This is a genomic window from Cellulosilyticum lentocellum DSM 5427 (assembly GCF_000178835.2).
Taxonomy (GTDB): Bacteria; Bacillota; Clostridia; order Lachnospirales; family Cellulosilyticaceae; genus Cellulosilyticum; species Cellulosilyticum lentocellum.
On record NC_015275.1, the window covers coordinates 2,519,593 to 2,536,532 of the forward strand.

General features: G+C 33.1%; 20 protein-coding genes. All 20 read right to left on the bottom strand.

All coding sequences use genetic code 11. From position 1 onward, the window contains the following. Positions 1-2: 2 nt before the first annotated feature. Positions 3-1,463, bottom strand: a complete 1,461-nt coding sequence (gene fliK / locus CLOLE_RS11555; RefSeq protein ID WP_013657297.1) for a flagellar hook-length control protein FliK — start codon at positions 1,461-1,463, stop codon at positions 3-5. Next, a complete protein-coding gene (locus CLOLE_RS11560; RefSeq protein ID WP_157864059.1) occupies positions 1,460-2,230 on the bottom strand; it encodes a ribonuclease HII in 771 nt (256 codons plus the stop codon). The genes fliK and CLOLE_RS11560 overlap by 4 nt, the downstream gene beginning before the upstream one ends. 5 nt (positions 2,231-2,235) lie before the next feature. Beyond that, positions 2,236-2,775, bottom strand: coding sequence for a signal peptidase I (gene lepB / locus CLOLE_RS11565; protein ID WP_013657299.1), 540 nt, complete (start codon positions 2,773-2,775; stop codon positions 2,236-2,238). A gap of 27 nt (positions 2,776-2,802) precedes the next feature. Then, entirely contained in the window at positions 2,803-3,345 is a 543-nt protein-coding gene (lepB, locus tag CLOLE_RS11570; protein WP_013657300.1) for a signal peptidase I, read from the bottom strand. 37 nt (positions 3,346-3,382) lie between these two features. Next, positions 3,383-3,889, bottom strand: a complete 507-nt coding sequence (gene lepB / locus CLOLE_RS11575) for a signal peptidase I (RefSeq protein WP_242825744.1) — start codon at positions 3,887-3,889, stop codon at positions 3,383-3,385. Between the two features lie 54 nt (positions 3,890-3,943). Then, entirely contained in the window at positions 3,944-4,798 is an 855-nt protein-coding gene (gene ylqF, locus CLOLE_RS11580) for a ribosome biogenesis GTPase YlqF (RefSeq protein ID WP_013657302.1), read from the bottom strand. Between the two features lie 145 nt (positions 4,799-4,943). Next, positions 4,944-5,291, bottom strand: coding sequence for a 50S ribosomal protein L19 (rplS, locus tag CLOLE_RS11585; RefSeq protein WP_041712978.1), 348 nt, complete (start codon positions 5,289-5,291; stop codon positions 4,944-4,946). A 74-nt stretch (positions 5,292-5,365) separates the two neighbouring features. Then, entirely contained in the window at positions 5,366-6,127 is a 762-nt protein-coding gene (gene trmD, locus CLOLE_RS11590) for a tRNA (guanosine(37)-N1)-methyltransferase TrmD (protein WP_013657304.1), read from the bottom strand. Next, positions 6,118-6,639 (bottom strand): ribosome maturation factor RimM, encoded by a 522-nt coding sequence (rimM, locus tag CLOLE_RS11595; protein ID WP_013657305.1) that lies wholly within the window; start codon positions 6,637-6,639, stop codon positions 6,118-6,120. Before rimM ends, trmD begins: the two co-directional genes overlap by 10 nt. A gap of 188 nt (positions 6,640-6,827) precedes the next feature. Then, complete coding sequence (locus CLOLE_RS11600) at positions 6,828-7,058, bottom strand: KH domain-containing protein (RefSeq protein WP_013657306.1); 231 nt, start codon at positions 7,056-7,058, stop codon at positions 6,828-6,830. A gap of 24 nt (positions 7,059-7,082) precedes the next feature. Next, a complete protein-coding gene (gene rpsP, locus CLOLE_RS11605) occupies positions 7,083-7,325 on the bottom strand; it encodes a 30S ribosomal protein S16 (RefSeq protein WP_013657307.1) in 243 nt (80 codons plus the stop codon). A 35-nt stretch (positions 7,326-7,360) separates the two neighbouring features. After that, positions 7,361-8,701: a signal recognition particle protein gene (ffh, locus tag CLOLE_RS11610; RefSeq protein WP_013657308.1), complete on the bottom strand. Its 1,341-nt coding sequence runs from the start codon at positions 8,699-8,701 to the stop codon at positions 7,361-7,363. Positions 8,702-8,711: 10 nt separating this feature from the next. Beyond that, a complete protein-coding gene (gene ylxM, locus CLOLE_RS11615; RefSeq protein WP_013657309.1) occupies positions 8,712-9,065 on the bottom strand; it encodes a YlxM family DNA-binding protein in 354 nt (117 codons plus the stop codon). 100 nt (positions 9,066-9,165) lie between these two features. Then, positions 9,166-10,074 (bottom strand): signal recognition particle-docking protein FtsY, encoded by a 909-nt coding sequence (gene ftsY, locus CLOLE_RS11620; RefSeq protein WP_408610358.1) that lies wholly within the window; start codon positions 10,072-10,074, stop codon positions 9,166-9,168. A gap of 362 nt (positions 10,075-10,436) precedes the next feature. Then, positions 10,437-14,027 (bottom strand): chromosome segregation protein SMC, encoded by a 3,591-nt coding sequence (smc, locus tag CLOLE_RS11625; protein ID WP_013657311.1) that lies wholly within the window; start codon positions 14,025-14,027, stop codon positions 10,437-10,439. 8 nt (positions 14,028-14,035) lie between these two features. Continuing rightward, on the bottom strand, positions 14,036-14,758 hold the full coding sequence (rnc, locus tag CLOLE_RS11630; RefSeq protein ID WP_013657312.1) for a ribonuclease III: 723 nt from the start codon (positions 14,756-14,758) through the stop codon (positions 14,036-14,038). Positions 14,759-14,811: 53 nt separating this feature from the next. Beyond that, positions 14,812-15,048, bottom strand: a complete 237-nt coding sequence (gene acpP / locus CLOLE_RS11635) for an acyl carrier protein (RefSeq protein ID WP_013657313.1) — start codon at positions 15,046-15,048, stop codon at positions 14,812-14,814. 64 nt (positions 15,049-15,112) lie between these two features. After that, positions 15,113-16,114, bottom strand: a complete 1,002-nt coding sequence (gene plsX, locus CLOLE_RS11640) for a phosphate acyltransferase PlsX (protein ID WP_013657314.1) — start codon at positions 16,112-16,114, stop codon at positions 15,113-15,115. 76 nt (positions 16,115-16,190) lie between these two features. Continuing rightward, positions 16,191-16,367, bottom strand: coding sequence for a 50S ribosomal protein L32 (gene rpmF, locus CLOLE_RS11645; protein WP_013657315.1), 177 nt, complete (start codon positions 16,365-16,367; stop codon positions 16,191-16,193). Positions 16,368-16,387: 20 nt separating this feature from the next. Continuing rightward, complete coding sequence (locus CLOLE_RS11650) at positions 16,388-16,897, bottom strand: YceD family protein (RefSeq protein WP_013657316.1); 510 nt, start codon at positions 16,895-16,897, stop codon at positions 16,388-16,390. Between the last annotated feature and the right edge of the window lie 43 nt (positions 16,898-16,940).

A 16,940-nucleotide genomic window follows, 5' to 3' on the forward strand; every position in this document is an offset into this window, starting at 1 on the left:
CCTTATGCTTTAAGGTCCATATGATAAAGTCCTGTATATATTTCTTCCTTAAGTCTATTATCCTTCAATAATTTAACTTGTAATTGATTTAAATGATATCCTGAACTACCTAATTCTTCAGATAATTGTTCTAATGAAGACTCTATTTGCTCTTTCATTGTTTGAGTTTCAACTTTAAGTGTCATATTAACAGCATCTTTTATTTGCTCTATATGTACTTCTACTTTACGCAAAAAGGGCATATTGAGTGCCATTACAATATACATCCGTTCATCGCTATTGCCTTGCTTTTTCTTTGGTTTAAAAAAATAAAGTTCACCCGTGCTTTCTTGATTATTAAAAACCATAGGAAAACAAAAGTACTGCGCTTCTATATTATACTTTTGAACAACTTGAAACATCTGATGTACTTGTTGCAACTTTTCTTTTCTTTCTTCAGAAAGATCTAATTTACCTAAATGCTCTAGAATTGCTTCTACACGTTCACTTGTCCCTGTAATTTTTTCACTTTCTTTTATATGGTTATTTATTTGTTTGATATCAACTTCAAGGTAACTTTTAAAAATGGCCTCTGCAAGTGTTTTTAGTACTTTTTCATAAAAAATTTCCGGCTGTCCCCTAAAATAGTCATTTACTTTCTGCTCCAATCGAAAATCTTCCATAGAAAGTGATGAAAACCAATCTTTTAAAATCACTTCAGCCGAGTGGGACTGTGCAGGTGAACCATCAACTAATCTATTTTCTTTTAAGGACCTACTTTCCTCATACTTTCCTGTCTGTTCATCAATCAAACTTGCTTTTATTGCTTTTTCTAATTGTTCTAGCGACAATGCATGACCAAAATCATGTACTACATTCTCGAGTTGGTTCATGTTTTTTATGCCCTCTAGTATACCTTTAAAGGCTTCAGTTATTCCCTTTATTCCCTCCGATTTTAAATATGAAAGGTGCTCTATATCTTTTAATACTAATGGCACTTCACTTGATTTTAAATTGACAAGCATTTCTGTTGGTAAATCATAAGTTTTATGTCCTTGAAAAATGGATAAAAGGCTTTCTTTATTCAAAGGTAATTGCTTCTCTATAAACTGTCCGATAATATTTTTCATTTCTATTTGATTAGGTAATTTCAACTCACTCATAATTTTATCAATAAGTTGACCATTTGATAAAGTTTCAGGTATTTTAGGTTGTAATATAAGCTTTTGATTTTCTTTACCCACTACCACAAAAGAAAGTAATTTGCCTATATCCACAGCATCTAATAGATTAACAGGCACGCTTATACCATTCCCCAATTTTAATACAGTACCATTCTCGGCTTCTATTAATGTCCCCTCAATATAATCTCCTGGTTGTAACTTTGCTAGTAAATGACTTATATCCCTACTAGTTGAAGAAGCTTCATAACTAGCTGGCGTCGCTTCTGTTAACGGACTAAACCTTAAAGTTTCATTAATCAAAATATCCCCTCATTCTTTAAAAATGATTTACGATGCAATGGTGTAATACCATAATTTCGTATTGCTTCATAATGTTTTTGACTACCATAACCCTTATTATTTTCCCAGTCATACTTGTCATAGGTGTTGGCATAAGCTTTCATCATTCGATCTCTTGTCACCTTTGCAATCACACTAGCAGCTGCTATACTAGCACTTTTGTCATCACCACCTATAATAGCTTCTTGTCTTATTTGAATCTTTGGAATCACTTTATCACCATCTACTAATACCCTATCATAGTCTATCTTAAGCTCACTTAAGGCATGTCTCATTGCTTCAAAAGTAGCTTGTAAGATGTTAATCTCATCAATGCGATCAGCATCTACGATTCCTATACCAATTCCTAAAGCATTGGACTGAATTTGATCATAGAGCTTCTCTCTTTTGGGTTCTGTTAATTTTTTTGAATCCTTTAATCCTACAAGATTTGTATCATAAGGTAAAATAACAGCAGCTGCCACTACTGGTCCTGCTAAAGGTCCTCTGCCAACTTCATCTATTCCTACAAGGATATACTGATTATCATGAAATATGCTATCAAATTCGCACTTAAGTTGCCATAAAGCTAGTTCATTTTCATAAGTCTGTATTTTTCTTTTATATTTATCAATTAACTTAATAACGCCACTACGTGTATCTATTTCATATGCTTTTAATTCTTCTTTTAGCGCCTCTATACTTAGGTTATTTAATAATTGATCTAGTTCTTTTATATTCAAATTCACCCCACCTATTCTACCACTCCTATGCGTTGTAAAGGAAAAATTCTAAACCCAGCTTTTGCAATAATTGCAGTCCTTGGAATAGGACCAAATACTCTACTATCTTTACTATTAATTCGGTTATCTCCCATCATAAAATAATAGCCTGAGGGTACTTTATAAGGAAAGTCTATGACTGAACCTGAATAAAGATATGTTTTAGTTGTTTCATCTAAATATCTAGATTCATCCATAGCCTTTCCATTAACATAAACCTCATTATTAATAATATCTATGATATCTCCTGGCAAGCCTATAACACGCTTAATCAAATGATCTTCTTCGTACGTAAATACAGCAATCTCTCCTCTTTCAGGATTTCTATAATAATAAGGAATACGATTAACAATAAGATGATCTCCAGGATAAATGGTATGCATCATAGATTCTGTAGGAATTCTTGTATGACTTATAATAAAACTTGAAATTAATAGTGCAGTTAATACAGCAAGCATAGGCTCTTTTATCATTTCTATTATTTTTCTTACTTTAGTGTAATACCTGTTCATCCTCTGCACATCTCTTTCTTCTACTCTCTATTTAAGTAAACCTATTTGATTAAATGGATATATTTTTATCCATGCCTTACCATATATTTTATCTCTAGCAATTGCTCCTAAATAACGGCAATCTTGACTCTGCGCCCGGTTATCTCCCATTAAGAAATAATGATCTTCTTGTACAGTATAAGGAAATGTTACATGGTCAGATCCAGGATAAGGTTCCGAACTCATTCCTGCTGCTAAATAGGCTGATTCATCTATTGCTTCATCATTGACATAAACCTGTCCTTCTCTAATATCAATTATATCACCTGGTAAACCTATAACACGCTTTACCCAACTTTCTTCCCCTTGTTTAAATACAACGATTTCTCCCACCTCAGGATTACGATAATAATAGGGTACCATGGTAGTTAGAATATGATCTTGCTCATTAATGGTACTAACCATAGAAGGAGTTGGAATCTTATTATGGCTTACAATAAATGATGTAAACAATAAAGCAACTAATACAACTAAAACCAACTCTTTTATAAACTCTACACATCCTTTGATGCTATATAATACTTTACTCATCTTTTCACATCCTTTTCGCTATGTATTCTTTTAAGATTTATTTCATAGGTCCTATCTGATTAAATGGATAAATACGAAAAATAGGTGTTCCCACTATTTCATCTCTTGAAACAGCACCTATATATCTAGAATCTTTACTATCCATCCTATTATCACCCATTAAAAAATAATGATCCTCTGGAACCTTATACGGAAACTCTACAGGTTCATCCCATGGCGAATTAGGTGTAGAAATTCCTGTATTTTTTAAATAAGTCTGTTCATCATAGAATATATCATTAATGTAAACATCACCTTCACGTATATCGATTATATCTCCTGGCATACCTACCACACGTTTCACCCACATTTTATCTTCTTGATGAAAAACTACAATTTCACCTCTATTAGGATTTCTATAATAAAAGGGGATAGGTGAAACTAATATGCGATCATTAATATTCAATGTGCTAATCATAGAACCAGATGGAATCTTATTTTGACTCAATATAAAGCTAAAGAACAATAAGCAAATTAAAACTACAATAGCTATTTCTTTTATCATTTCTATAATTGTCTTTAATCTAAATCCCCCATCATGCATCTTATCACTTCTTTTCTACTCTTTATCTTTCCTAGGCACTTCTACTGTTACACGTCCCCATTTACCACTACGAAATTCATCAATAATGGTTTGGGCTGTACGCAATTCATCTAACTCCCCACCCGCTATTATCAAACCTCTTTTTAAACCAATAGCCTTAAAAGCTTCATAAGCCTCTACTGGTAAATTCATCTTATAGCGCTGTTCAATCTGTGCTTTAAACAATGTACTTCCTTCTTCAAGTAAATGAATAGCTAGCTGTCTATTATCTAAAATATTATCATTGATAGAACCAATATACGCTAAATGACGTGCCACCATTTGGTCTTCAAACTTAGGCCACAAAATACCTGGCATATCTAAAAGTTCAAAGCCTTTCTTAATTTTAACCCATTGTTTACCACGCGTAACTCCTGGCTTATCACCTGTCTTAGCTGTCCCTTTGCCAACTAAAGAGTTAATAAATGTAGATTTACCAACATTAGGAATTCCTACAATCATGGCACGTATAGGACGATAAATCCTTCCTCTCGCACGATCACGCTCTATTTTTTCCTTTAATAAATCTTCTGCAATTTTAGTTACTTCCTTAATACCTTTTCCCGTAGTCGCAATAATAGGTACCACTTTCACATTATGTGCACTATACCATTTGATCCATTCTTTTGTAATTGATTCATCTGCTAAATCTGCTTTGTTTAAAATAATAATACGCATTTTATTTTGTGCAAGCTTATCAATATCTGGATTTTTTGTACTATAAGGTGCTCTTGCATCTAAAAGTTCAATAACAATATCAACAAGCTTAATATTTTCTTCTATTAATCTTTTTGTTTTGGTCATATGACCTGGATACCACTGTATATTCATTCTGTCTATCACCTTTATGAAATCTATTTTATCTTTACTAGTTTTATTATAGAGATGTTAATCTTGCTTCTCAATATATTTTTACAATAAATATATTTTTAGACTTATAAATAATAAAAAAAGGACTATAAAAGTCCTTTTTTTATTATTTGATTAATTCTTTAACTTTAGCGTTTTTACCAACACGTTCACGTAAGTAGTTAAGTTTAGCTCTTCTAACTTTACCTAAACGAACAACTTCAATTTTTTCAATGTTTGGTGAATGAAGTGCCCAAGTTTTTTCAACTCCTACACCGTAAGACATTCTTCTAACTGTGAATGTTTCACGAACACCACCATTTTGTCTTTTTAATACGATACCTTCGAACATTTGGATACGTTCTCTTTGACCTTCTTTGATTTTAGCATATACACGAATTGTGTCACCTACGTTAAATGAAGGTACTTCTGCTTTAAGTTGAGCGTTTTCAATTTCTCTAATAATTGGGTTCATATTTAATTCTCCTTTTTTCTCAGATGTTCTTAACAAGATCTTTGACAGCGGACCATCCGTAATAACACTACACATTATAACATGTCTTGATTTTCATTGCAAACCTTTTTTGCATAAGCTTCAATAAAAGTTCGTTCCTTATGGGTTAATTTAGCTGTTTCTAGTAATTCAGGACGTTTTTTATAAGTATTAATAAGAGACTCTTGTCTACGATGCTCTGCAATCTTTTGGTGATTTCCTGACAATAATACAGGGGGTACTTCTTTTCCTCTAAAAACAGCAGGACGTGTATAATGATAATATTCTAAAAGTCCATCACTAAAAGACTCTTCCTCAAAAGATTCTTGTTTACCTAAAACACCAGGTAATAATCTTATGATGCTATCTGCTATCATAACAGCAGGCAACTCTCCTCCAGTTAAAACAAAGTCACCAATAGAAATTTCATCTGTAACAATCTCATCAATAACACGTTGATCTATTCCTTCATAATGTCCACATAAAATAACAATATTTTCTTCTTTTGAAAATTCTTCGGCCAGTTGCTGATTCCATACTTTCCCATGTGGTGTCATATAAAGAATGCGCATTGACTTCCCTTCTGCTTTACTACGAATATGTTCATAACAATCATACACTGGCTGAGCCATCATAAGCATACCCGCACCACCACCATAAGGATAGTCATCCACTTGATGATGTTTGTTATTAGCAAAATCTCTTATATCTACTGCTTCTAGTTCAACTAATCCACTTTTTCTTGCTCTGCCCATAATACTATAATCAAATAAGGTATTAATGGTTTCTTTAAACAGGGTCATAACTGTTATTCGCATAATTCTTCAAGTCCTTCTAAAAGTGTCACATGCATTTTATTTTGTTTAACATCAACAGATTTGATTACTTGTTTGATTGCTGGAAGCAACAAATCCTTGGCTCTATCTTCTTTTCTAACAGCATAAACATCATTACTTCCTGTGTAAATCACATCTACAATTTCTCCTAAATAGCGTTCTTCATCATAAGTATACACTTGCATACCATATAAATCTGCGATGTAATATTCATCTTCTTCCAGAGGTAAACTATCCTTACGATCTATTTTTAATAAAGCGCCCTTAAAGAGTTCCGCTGTTGTCATATCATCTATACCTTTTAATTTAAGAAGAACCATTCCTTTATGATAACGTACACTTTGAATTTCATATGATTCAAGTTTTTTTCTTTCTACATAAATTTCTTTTAATTGTTCAAAACGAGTAGGATCATCAGTACTAGGCATTACTTTTAACTCACCCTTAACCCCATGTGTATTTACTATTTTTCCTACAATAAACATTTCATTCATTTTATTCATCCTCTACTTTCATCATTTATAAATTTTCATAAATGATAGGTTAATCAATAACTTATGAAAACTCACAAACGTCTTATTCCTAGTATAGCCATAAATTATTTATCTTATATGACATCATTATTAAACAAATTTATTCTTCAACTTTTGGATAGATAAATAGGCTAGGGATATACCCTAACCTATTCTAAAATATCCACTACAACTTTTTTAGATGATTGAGCTGTAGTTGCTTTAATTATTGTTCGAATTGACTTAGCAATTCTTCCTTGTTTGCCAATTACTTTTCCCATGTCCTCAGGGGCCACCTTTAGTTGTAAGATAATTTTGTCCTCTTCCTCTACTTGAGACACAGAAACTTGCTCTTTATTGTCTACTAATTCTGTAGCAATCATACGTAATAAATCTTCCATAAGACTTGCCCCCTTAGAAAAGTATTATTGAATACCAGCTTTTTTAAGTAAATCTTTTACTGTATCTGTTGGTTGAGCACCAGTTGAAAGCCACTTTTCAGCTGCTTCTTTATTAATGTTTAACTCATTTGGTTCTTGACATGGATTGAAGTATCCAATCTCTTCGATAAATCTACCATCTCTTGGAGAACGAGAATCAGCTACAACGATTCTGTAAAAAGGAGCTTTCTTTTGTCCCATTCTTTTTAAACGAATTTTTACTGCCATAATATTTTCACCTCTTAAATTATTTTAAAATTTATTTACATAAAAGGAAATTTAAATTTACCTTTTTTGCCTTTCATAGCACCTGAGAATTGCTTCATCATACCTTGCATCTGTTCAAACTGTTTAATCAGTCTGTTGACCTCTTGTAAGTCACGTCCTGAACCTTGTGCAATACGTTTTTTACGACTCATATTTAGAAGGCTAGGATTTAGTCTCTCTGCTTTTGTCATTGATAAAATAATTGCTTCAATGTGCGCCATTTGCTTTTCATCCACTTGACCTTGGATTTCATTTAGCTTTGCAGCATTCATTCCAGGAATCATACCTAAGAGTTGACTAATAGGTCCCATATTCTTAATTTGCTGCATTTGTTCAAGAAAATCTTCAAAGTTAAACTCTGCTTTTCTAAACTTCGCTTCAAGCTCTTTTGCTTTTTTCTCATCAATATTTTGTTGTGCCTTTTCGATAAGTGTTAGTACATCTCCCATACCTAATATACGAGAAGCAATACGTTCCGGATGGAAAGGTTCTAAGTCATTTAACTTTTCTCCCATTCCCACGAACTTAATAGGTTTATTAGTGACTGCCTTAACAGATAAAGCAGCACCACCTCTGCTATCACCATCTAACTTGGTCATAACAACACCATCAAGGCCTAAAGTCTGATCAAAAGATTCAGCAACATTTACTGCATCTTGACCTGTCATTGCATCTACTACAAGTAGGATTTCTTGCGGTTTCACTAATGCTTTGATATTCTTTAGCTCGTCCATTAATACTTCATCTATATGCAAACGACCTGCTGTATCGATAATAACAACATCTAAGTTATTTTCTTTAGCATAGTTCACACCAGCTTGTGCAATATCAACTGGATTCTTATCACTTCCCATTGAAAAAACAGGAACATTTACTTGCTTACCCACTTTTGTTAATTGATCAATAGCTGCTGGTCTATAAACATCACAGGCTACTAAAAGTGGCCTTTTACCTTGTGACTTGATATGACTACTTAATTTGGCACTAGTAGTCGTCTTACCTGCACCTTGAAGACCTACCATCATAATAACAGTAATACCTCTTGGAGCAAAATTTATTTTACTTTGGGTCGAACCCATTAAGTTAATTAACTCTTCATTAACAATCTTAATTACTTGTTGACCTGGAGTCAAGCTCTCCATGACTTCATGTCCAACAGCTCGCTCTTCAATGGTTTTAATAAACTGTTTCACCACTTTAAAGTTAACATCCGCTTCCAATAAAGCTAGTTTTACTTCTCTAAGCGCTAACTTTACATCTTTATCTGAAAGCTTTCCTTTACCTTTTAGCTGTTTGAAGACATCTTGTAGTTTGGTTGATAATTGATCAAAGGCCATATCCGTCCTCCTAAATCTTATTCATTAATTTATCTACTAGCGTAATGACCTTGTTTACACTATTCGCTTTTTCATCCTTTAAGTCACTAGCTAACGTCTGGCATAAAGCTTTTATATCACTTAATACTTTTTGCTCCGCTTGATATTTTGCAAATAAAGCTAGCTTGTTTTCATAATCTAGTAATTTCTGCTCTGCTTTTTTAATAGTATCAAAAGCACTTTGCCTGCTAATATCATGCTGCTCAGCTAATTCTCCTAAAGAAAGATCTTCAAAATAATATTCTTTTAATAAATCCCTTTGCTTATCAGTAAGTAGTTCCTGATAAAAATCGAACAAATAGGTAATCACCACAAATTTTTCCATGATTTACTCCCAAACACTGTCAGTCACTTTTACTTTACACTAGTTAGTATAGTAAAAACCTTGTTACTTGTCAACCTTTTTATTAAATCCTTCTTTTAGTTTATGATTCTTTAAACAAGGCTGTAGCAAAAATTTCTGCATCAAATGGTTGAAGATCATTTATTTGCTCTCCTACGCCAATATACTTAACAGGTACTTTTAGCGATTCATAAATACCTACAATAGCTCCACCTTTAGCTGTACCATCTAATTTGGTCAGAATAATACCATTAATGTCTGCCACTTCTTTAAATAACTTTACCTGCTGAATAGCATTTTGCCCTGTTGTTGCATCTAAAACAATCAAAATCTCTTTTTTAGCTTCAGGATATTCTCTCGCTATAATACGTGAAATTTTTTCTAGTTCCTTCATTAAATTTGTTTTATTTTGTAATCTACCTGCTGTATCACAAATAAGCACATCACTTTTACGTGATTTAGCTGCTGCAATAGCATCAAATACAACGGCTGCCGCATCTGTACCTTCTTCATGCTTAATGAGGTCCACGCCTGCACGATTTACCCATACTTGAAGCTGTTCTATAGCTGCTGCTCTAAAAGTATCTGCTGCTGCAACGAGTACTTTTTTATGTTGGCTCTTAAATAGATGTGACATTTTTCCAATCGAAGTTGTTTTTCCTACACCATTTACACCAATAACCAAAATAACTGTAGGTCCATTAGGATTTAATATCTCTTCTCTAGGCTGATCTGTAAGTAACTTTGTAATAATTTCTTGTAATGCTACTTTTAAGGCACTAGGTTCTGTTATTTTTTCTTGTTTTACTTTTTCTTTAAGACTCTCCATAATATGAAGTGTCGTTTCAACACCAAAGTCTGCCATTATTAATGCTTCTTCTAATTCTTCATAAAGGTCTTCATCGATATGTCTAAAATTACTTAATACATCATCTACACCTTTTAAAATACTATCACGTGTTTTAGTAAGTCCGCCAAAAAGACGTTTAATAAACCCTTTCTTTTCTGTTTCTTCACTTAACTTGGTTGCATTCTCAACCTCTTCTTCGTCCGTTTTAGCTAGCGCTTCATCATTTGTTTCCAAATCCGCTTCTAATATTTCCTCTAAAACTTCTATTTTATCGACACTTACCTCGTCGTTTACTAATATATCGGCTGAGCCCATCGTTAATTTTTCAGTTGTTTCTTTTAATATTTCCTCTTGTACTTCTTCTGCTTTCTCTTTTTCTTCTAGAACTTCATCCTCGACTAATAATTCTTGCTCTAATTTCTCTTCTTGAACACTAGACGCATCGATTTGCTCTTCTTTACTTTTACCAAAAAACTTTTTAAAAAAACTCACTGTTTAACCTCCTAACTCGTCTTCTTTTGATCAATATATTCACTAACATCCTCTAACTGAATAGAAAGAATTGTTGAAACCCCTCTTTCTTGCATGGTCACGCCATATAAAGTATGTGCTCTTTCCATTGTACCTTTTCTATGTGTAATAACAATGAATTGTGTTTCTCTCGATAAACTCTCTAAATAATTAGCAAAGCGTAAAACATTGGCATCATCTAGAGCCGCTTCAATTTCATCTAGTACACAGAAAGGTGATGGTTTTAATTTTAAAATACCAAAAATAAGTGAAATCGCTGTTAAAGTTCTTTCACCACCTGAAAGTAAAGTCATGTTCTGAAGCTTCTTTCCTGGTGGTTTGGCAATGATTTCAATTCCTGACTCTAAAATATTTTCTTCATCAAGTAACTTCAAATATGCTTCACCACCTCCAAATAATTCTTTGAAAACATGAGTGAAATTCTCGGCAATGATAGCAAATTGGGTGATGAAAATATCTTTCATCTGCTCCATTAATTCATTAATCAATTCAATGAGTGATTGTTCAGCTTTTTCTATATCTTCCTTTTGCTTTGTTAAAAACTCATAGCGTTCTTTAGTTTCTCTAAACTCTTCTACTGCATTAACATTAACATTTCCTATTTGTTTAATCTGACCTCTTACATCAACTGATTGCTTTTTAAGATCAGTAATAGATATATTTTCTAAGCGGTATGGTAATGCATGTGTGAACGTAAGTTCATATTGTTCCCACATACTATTCCCCCAATTCTGCTTTTGAAGTTCACTATTTTGCTTTTTATTTTCAAGACGATATTTTTCCTCTTTCAATAAATTCATTTGTTCTGACATTGTAGTGATTTCATCTGATAGTTGAACTTGTTTTTGTTCTAATAATACTTTTTGTTCATCTAATTGTTTTCTTTCTTTTTGCTTAATAACAACTTCTTCATTAAGTAGTTTAATCACTTCTTTGACTTTTTCATTTTCATTAATTAATTGTTGTATTTCCATTTGATAGCATTCAATCGTTTCACTTAAATGAGCATTTTTTTCGTCTTGACCATTAATATCAGCTTCTAATTCATTCATCTGATCTATCATATAATTAATATTTTGTTCTGTATTTGAAAGGCTAATTTTTTTATCAGTCAATGCCTTTTCTAAGACCTCACGTCTACCTTTTGAATCCGCTAACTGCTTCTCTAAATCAGCAATTTGTAATTCATCATCGTTAATCGTTGCTTTCAAATCCCGTAATTTTTCTTCCGCCTGCTCTTTTCCTTGTTTAATCACTTCAATAGATTCATCAATATTATTTCGCTCTGTTATAAGTTGAAGCTGATTATTTTTAGTGAGTTTTAATGCATGCGCATTTTTCTCCCATTCTAGCCCATAATTTTTAATGGCATCACTTATTTGTATATATCTTACTTCTGTGCTTTCATACTGAGTCAGTTTTTCTTCTAACTCTTTTGTAAGCATGACTAAGACTTTTTCTTTCTCTTCTTCTTCTTTTGCTAAGTGCTTCAGTTTCTGCTCTAATTCTTTCATTTCTCTAGCACGAGAAAATAAGTTATTACTTTGATTTTTCATACTTCCACCACTTAAAGAACCACCACTATTAAACACCTCACCTTCTAAAGTGACAATTTTGTATTTATAGTGGTACTTCTTTGCAATACGTGAAGCATTCTTCATATCATTAACAATTAAAATACGTCCTAATAAAGATGAAATAACATTTTCATATTTTTTATCATAAGAAATAAGTTCACTTCCTAAACCTAGGAACCCTACTTCTTCAGATAAACCTTTTTCTTGCATAGGAAAAGCTGGCTTAATCGTATCTAATGGTAAGAAAGTCACACGAGAAATACCTCTTTGCTTCATAACTTGAATCATATTTTTGGCATCATCTTCTTTATCTGCTACTAGATTTTGAATAGAACCGCCTAGCGCTGTCACTATAGCAATCTCGTAGTCTTTTGGCACTTCCATTAACTCACCTACTACACCAACTATCCCTTGCCATTTATTAGGGTCACCTTTCACAACATTTAAGACTTGCTTAACACTACTAAAATAACCCTCATGTTCTTCCTTAAGGTGTTCAAACCACTTATATTGCCTTTCAGCTTGCATCTTATTTTGTTTAACCGTATTGAGCTCATTTTCATATTGTATCTTCCGAGACATTAACTGTCCTTTATCTTTTTCCATCGCCTCTAAGGAAGATTTTAAACTGGCTTGTTGCTCAGTTGCCTCTGCTTGATTCTTCTCAAGTACCTTGCAACTAACTTCTTGATGTTGAATCTCGCTATTGAGTATAGCTATTTGTTCTAAAATTTGTTCTTTACGATATTCTAATTGCGCTTCAACACCGTCATTTTTTTTAACTTCAGCTTCGAAAATATCAATTTCTCTCATCTTATTAAAAAGCTCTTGCTTTGATTCACTAATACTTCCTTCTAAATGACTAAGCTCCTCCATAAGAAGATTAATTTTCTCTTCTTCTTGCTCAATAATAGCCATCTTAGAGGCTTTTTCTAATTCCAAAGCTGTACGCTTTGTTTCTAAAAAAGACCGTTTTTCTATCTTAGATTCATGCGCATTAGTTTGATTCTTTTGATCTTCATAAACCTGCTCTAGTAGCCTCTCAATGTTAACCTTTTTTTCAGCATTGATTGTCAATTGGCTTTGTTTACGCTCCTGGTCTTTTTCTTTTTCTGAAATAGCTTCAATCAAATTCTCTGTTTGATGATATAACTCATCTCTTTGCTTTTTATAGGAATCATTTAATTCACACTTAGACAGATACTGAGTATTTTTATCTTTTAGCTCTTCATCAGTTGCTATCATTTTACAAGATAGCTCCTGAATTTCTTTTTCTAAGCGCTCAATCTCATAGATAAATATATTGATGTCTATTCCCTTTAATTCATCTTTTAACCTTAAAAACTGAGTTGTTTTCCCAGCTTCTCTTTCTAAAGGTGATAATCTATTTTCAATCTCACCAATAATATCTTGTAGTCTAGTCAGATTTTCTCTTTGTTTTTCTAATTTTCTTTCTGCTTCTTGACGCCTTACCTTGTATTTATAAATACCAGCAGCTTCTTCAAAAAGCGTTCTTCTCTCTTCTGGCTTGGAACTAAGCACTCTATCAATTTGACCTTGTCCGATAATAGAATAACCATCTTTTCCTATTCCCGTGTCCATAAACAATTCTTGGACATCTTTTAATCGACAAGAACTCCCATTGATAAAATACTCACTTTCTCCAGAACGATACACTCTTCTTTTGATTACAATCTCCGTATAAGCAATACGAACAGTTTCATCTGGGTTTTTAATAGTCAAAGCTACTTCTGCATAACCCAGAGATTTTCTTTTCTCTGTTCCTGCAAAAATAATATCTTCCATTTTACTACCCCTAAGACTCTTTGCACTTTGTTCACCTAGCACCCATCTGATAGCATCTGCTACATTGCTTTTACCACTTCCATTTGGACCTATTACACCGGTAATTCCCTTTGGAATATTTAGCTTGACAGCATCACCAAAAGACTTAAAGCCATGTATCTCTATCTTATCTAGATACATATTTCACCTCAATTTTTATAATTATTTAATGCTTTTTTAGCAGCATCTTGTTCTGCTTCCTTCTTACTTTTACCAATACCACGCCCTAAACTTATTGTATCATGATAAACTTCCACATAAAAATATTTATCATGATCTGGGCCTTCTTCTCCAACTACTTCATAATGAATAGGAGCATTGCTGACCTTTTGAATACATTCCTGAAGGAGTGTTTTGTAGTCAGTATACAGATCCTCTAGAGAAGCAACTTGTTCTACTTGTGCAATCAACGTATCTGTCAAAAAACACTTAGCCTCATTAAATCCACCATCTAAGAAAAGAGCTCCAGTTAATGCTTCAAATCCGTCTGCCAAAATAGAAGCACGTTCTCTTCCACCTGTCATTTCTTCTCCTTTTCCTAACAGAATATACTCGCCCAATCCAATAAATCTTGCCATTTTAGCTAAAGAAGCTTCACATACAATACTAGCTCGTATTTTAGATAAATCACCCTCTGGCATTTCAGGATGCTTTTTAAATAAATATTCACTAATAATCAAGTCCAAAATAGCATCCCCTAAAAACTCCAAACGTTCGTTGTCTTTTACCCTTTCATTTCTATGCTCATTCGCATAAGAACTATGGGTTAAAGCCTCTTCTAAAAGATTGCTATTGGTAAAGGTATAGCTTAACTTTCTTTGCATTTCATCTAGTACTATACTCTTGTTAGCTTTTTGTACCTTTTTACTCATTTTTACAATTCTCCTTTAATATACGAAAAGCCTCGCTAAGCGAGGCTTTTTTGTTAGTCTAATCCTTTTTGATCTTTAATGTATTCTACTACATCACCGACAGTAGATACTTTCTCAGCTTCTTCATTAGAAATTTCCATTTCAAACTCTTCTTCAATTGCCATAATCACTTGAAATACATCTAATGAATCTGCATTTAAATCATCAGTGAAAGATGTTAATAAAGTAATTTCGTCCTCCGAAATATTAAACTGTTCACTAATTATCTGTTTTACTTTATCGAATACCATTGTTCAACACCTCTTATAAACATTTATATTTTGATGATAGTATATACAACTTTTATAGTCAATATTAATTTACATTTTCCTCAAATTTATCCTTTATTTTATCTACAAGCCCATCTTTTATAAAACCTTCTGTCTGTATTAAGGTGCTTAAAATTTCTTGAGACTTGGAACTTCCATGTGTTTTAACAATTAGTCCATTAACACCTAAGAAAGGCGCCCCACCTTTAGTAGCATAGTTGAATTTCTCTTTAATTTCTCCTATACCTTTTTTCATAAGTACAGCTGCAAGCTTAGTTTTTAAACTTTTTAAAAATTGAACTTTAAGCATACCTAAAATCCACTTTCCAAAGCCTTCCATAAATTTAAGAATAATATTTCCCGTAAACCCATCACATACAAGAATATCTACTTTTCCTAAAGGAATATCACGTGCTTCTACATTACCACAAAAATTAATTGAAGCATCAGCATCTAAAAGCTTATACGCTTCTTTCGTTAACTGATTGCCTTTTTCTTCTTCTGTCCCAATGTTAACAAGCCCTACTTTAGGTGATTTAATTTGCATACATTGCTCCATGTAAACAGTTCCCATACGCGCAAACTGATTAAGATAAGTTGGCTTTGCATCTACATTAGCACCACAATCAATCAATAAAGCACAGCCCGTTTCAGTTGGGATAAAAGGAGCCATAGCTGGTCTTTCCACTCCTTTAATACGTCCTACAATAAGTGTTGCACCTGTCAAAAGAGCACCGGTACTACCTGCACTCACAAAGCCATCCACTTGCTTTTCTTTGACTAATTTAAGTCCTACGACCATAGAGGAGTTCTTTTTTTGTCTAATAGCTGCAACAGGACTATCCCCCATCTCAATGACTTCATCTGCATGTACAATTTCTATCTTAGATGCGTCATATGTATAGGCAGCTAGTTTTTCCTTAATGACATCTTCCTTACCTACTAAAACGAGGGTAGATTCTAACTTTTCTGCCGCTAACACGCATCCCTTAACAATCTCATCAGGTGCATGATCGCCACCCATGACATCTATAGCTATTCTTGACATATGCATCACCCTTATCTTTCTCACAATTTAAATCAAATATACAAAAAGACAGCTAAAAGCTGTCTTTTTTAAAGCATTAGTCTACTTTTACTACAACACGGTTTGCATAAGAACCGCAAGCTTTACATACTCTATGTGGCATCATTAATTCACCACATTTTGGACATTTTACTAAGTTAAGTGGAGAAAGTTTCCAATTTGCTTGTCTTTGGTTTCTTCTGGCTTTAGAAGTTTTTCTTTTTGGTACTGCCATTTCTACACCTCCTCTTGTTACTACTCTTCACTTTGAGGGTGAAAAATATTTTTTAAACTTTCAAGTCTAGGATCTATATCATTCTTTTCACAATTACAAGATTGCTTATTCAAATTCTGACCACAAGTTTTGCAAATACCTTTGCAATTGTCATCATGTAAACCTTTCATTGGTACGTTCAGATAAATTGCTTCGGTTATAGCATCTTCTAAGTCAATTTCAGATCCAGTTACTTGAACGATATCCTCATCTTCATCATCCAAAAACTCTTCAGATGAATATTCCTTATATAAGTCTGCTTGTAAGGCATGTTTATACTCTTCCAAGCAACGATCGCATAAAAGTAAGACTGTTGTAATAACATGTCCTTTTACTAAATAACGGTTACCCGACTTAGTAGCAACACCTTCTACAAAAGCCATACAATCAAGTACATCATGTACAGGATTGATTCCTTTTAAGGATACACGCTGTTCACCTTTGAAAGTTACTTCGGACTTTTTATTAAGTTCATGGATATTAATCTTCATTTTTTCACTCCATTAAGTAACACTTCTGTAATTATACCTACTT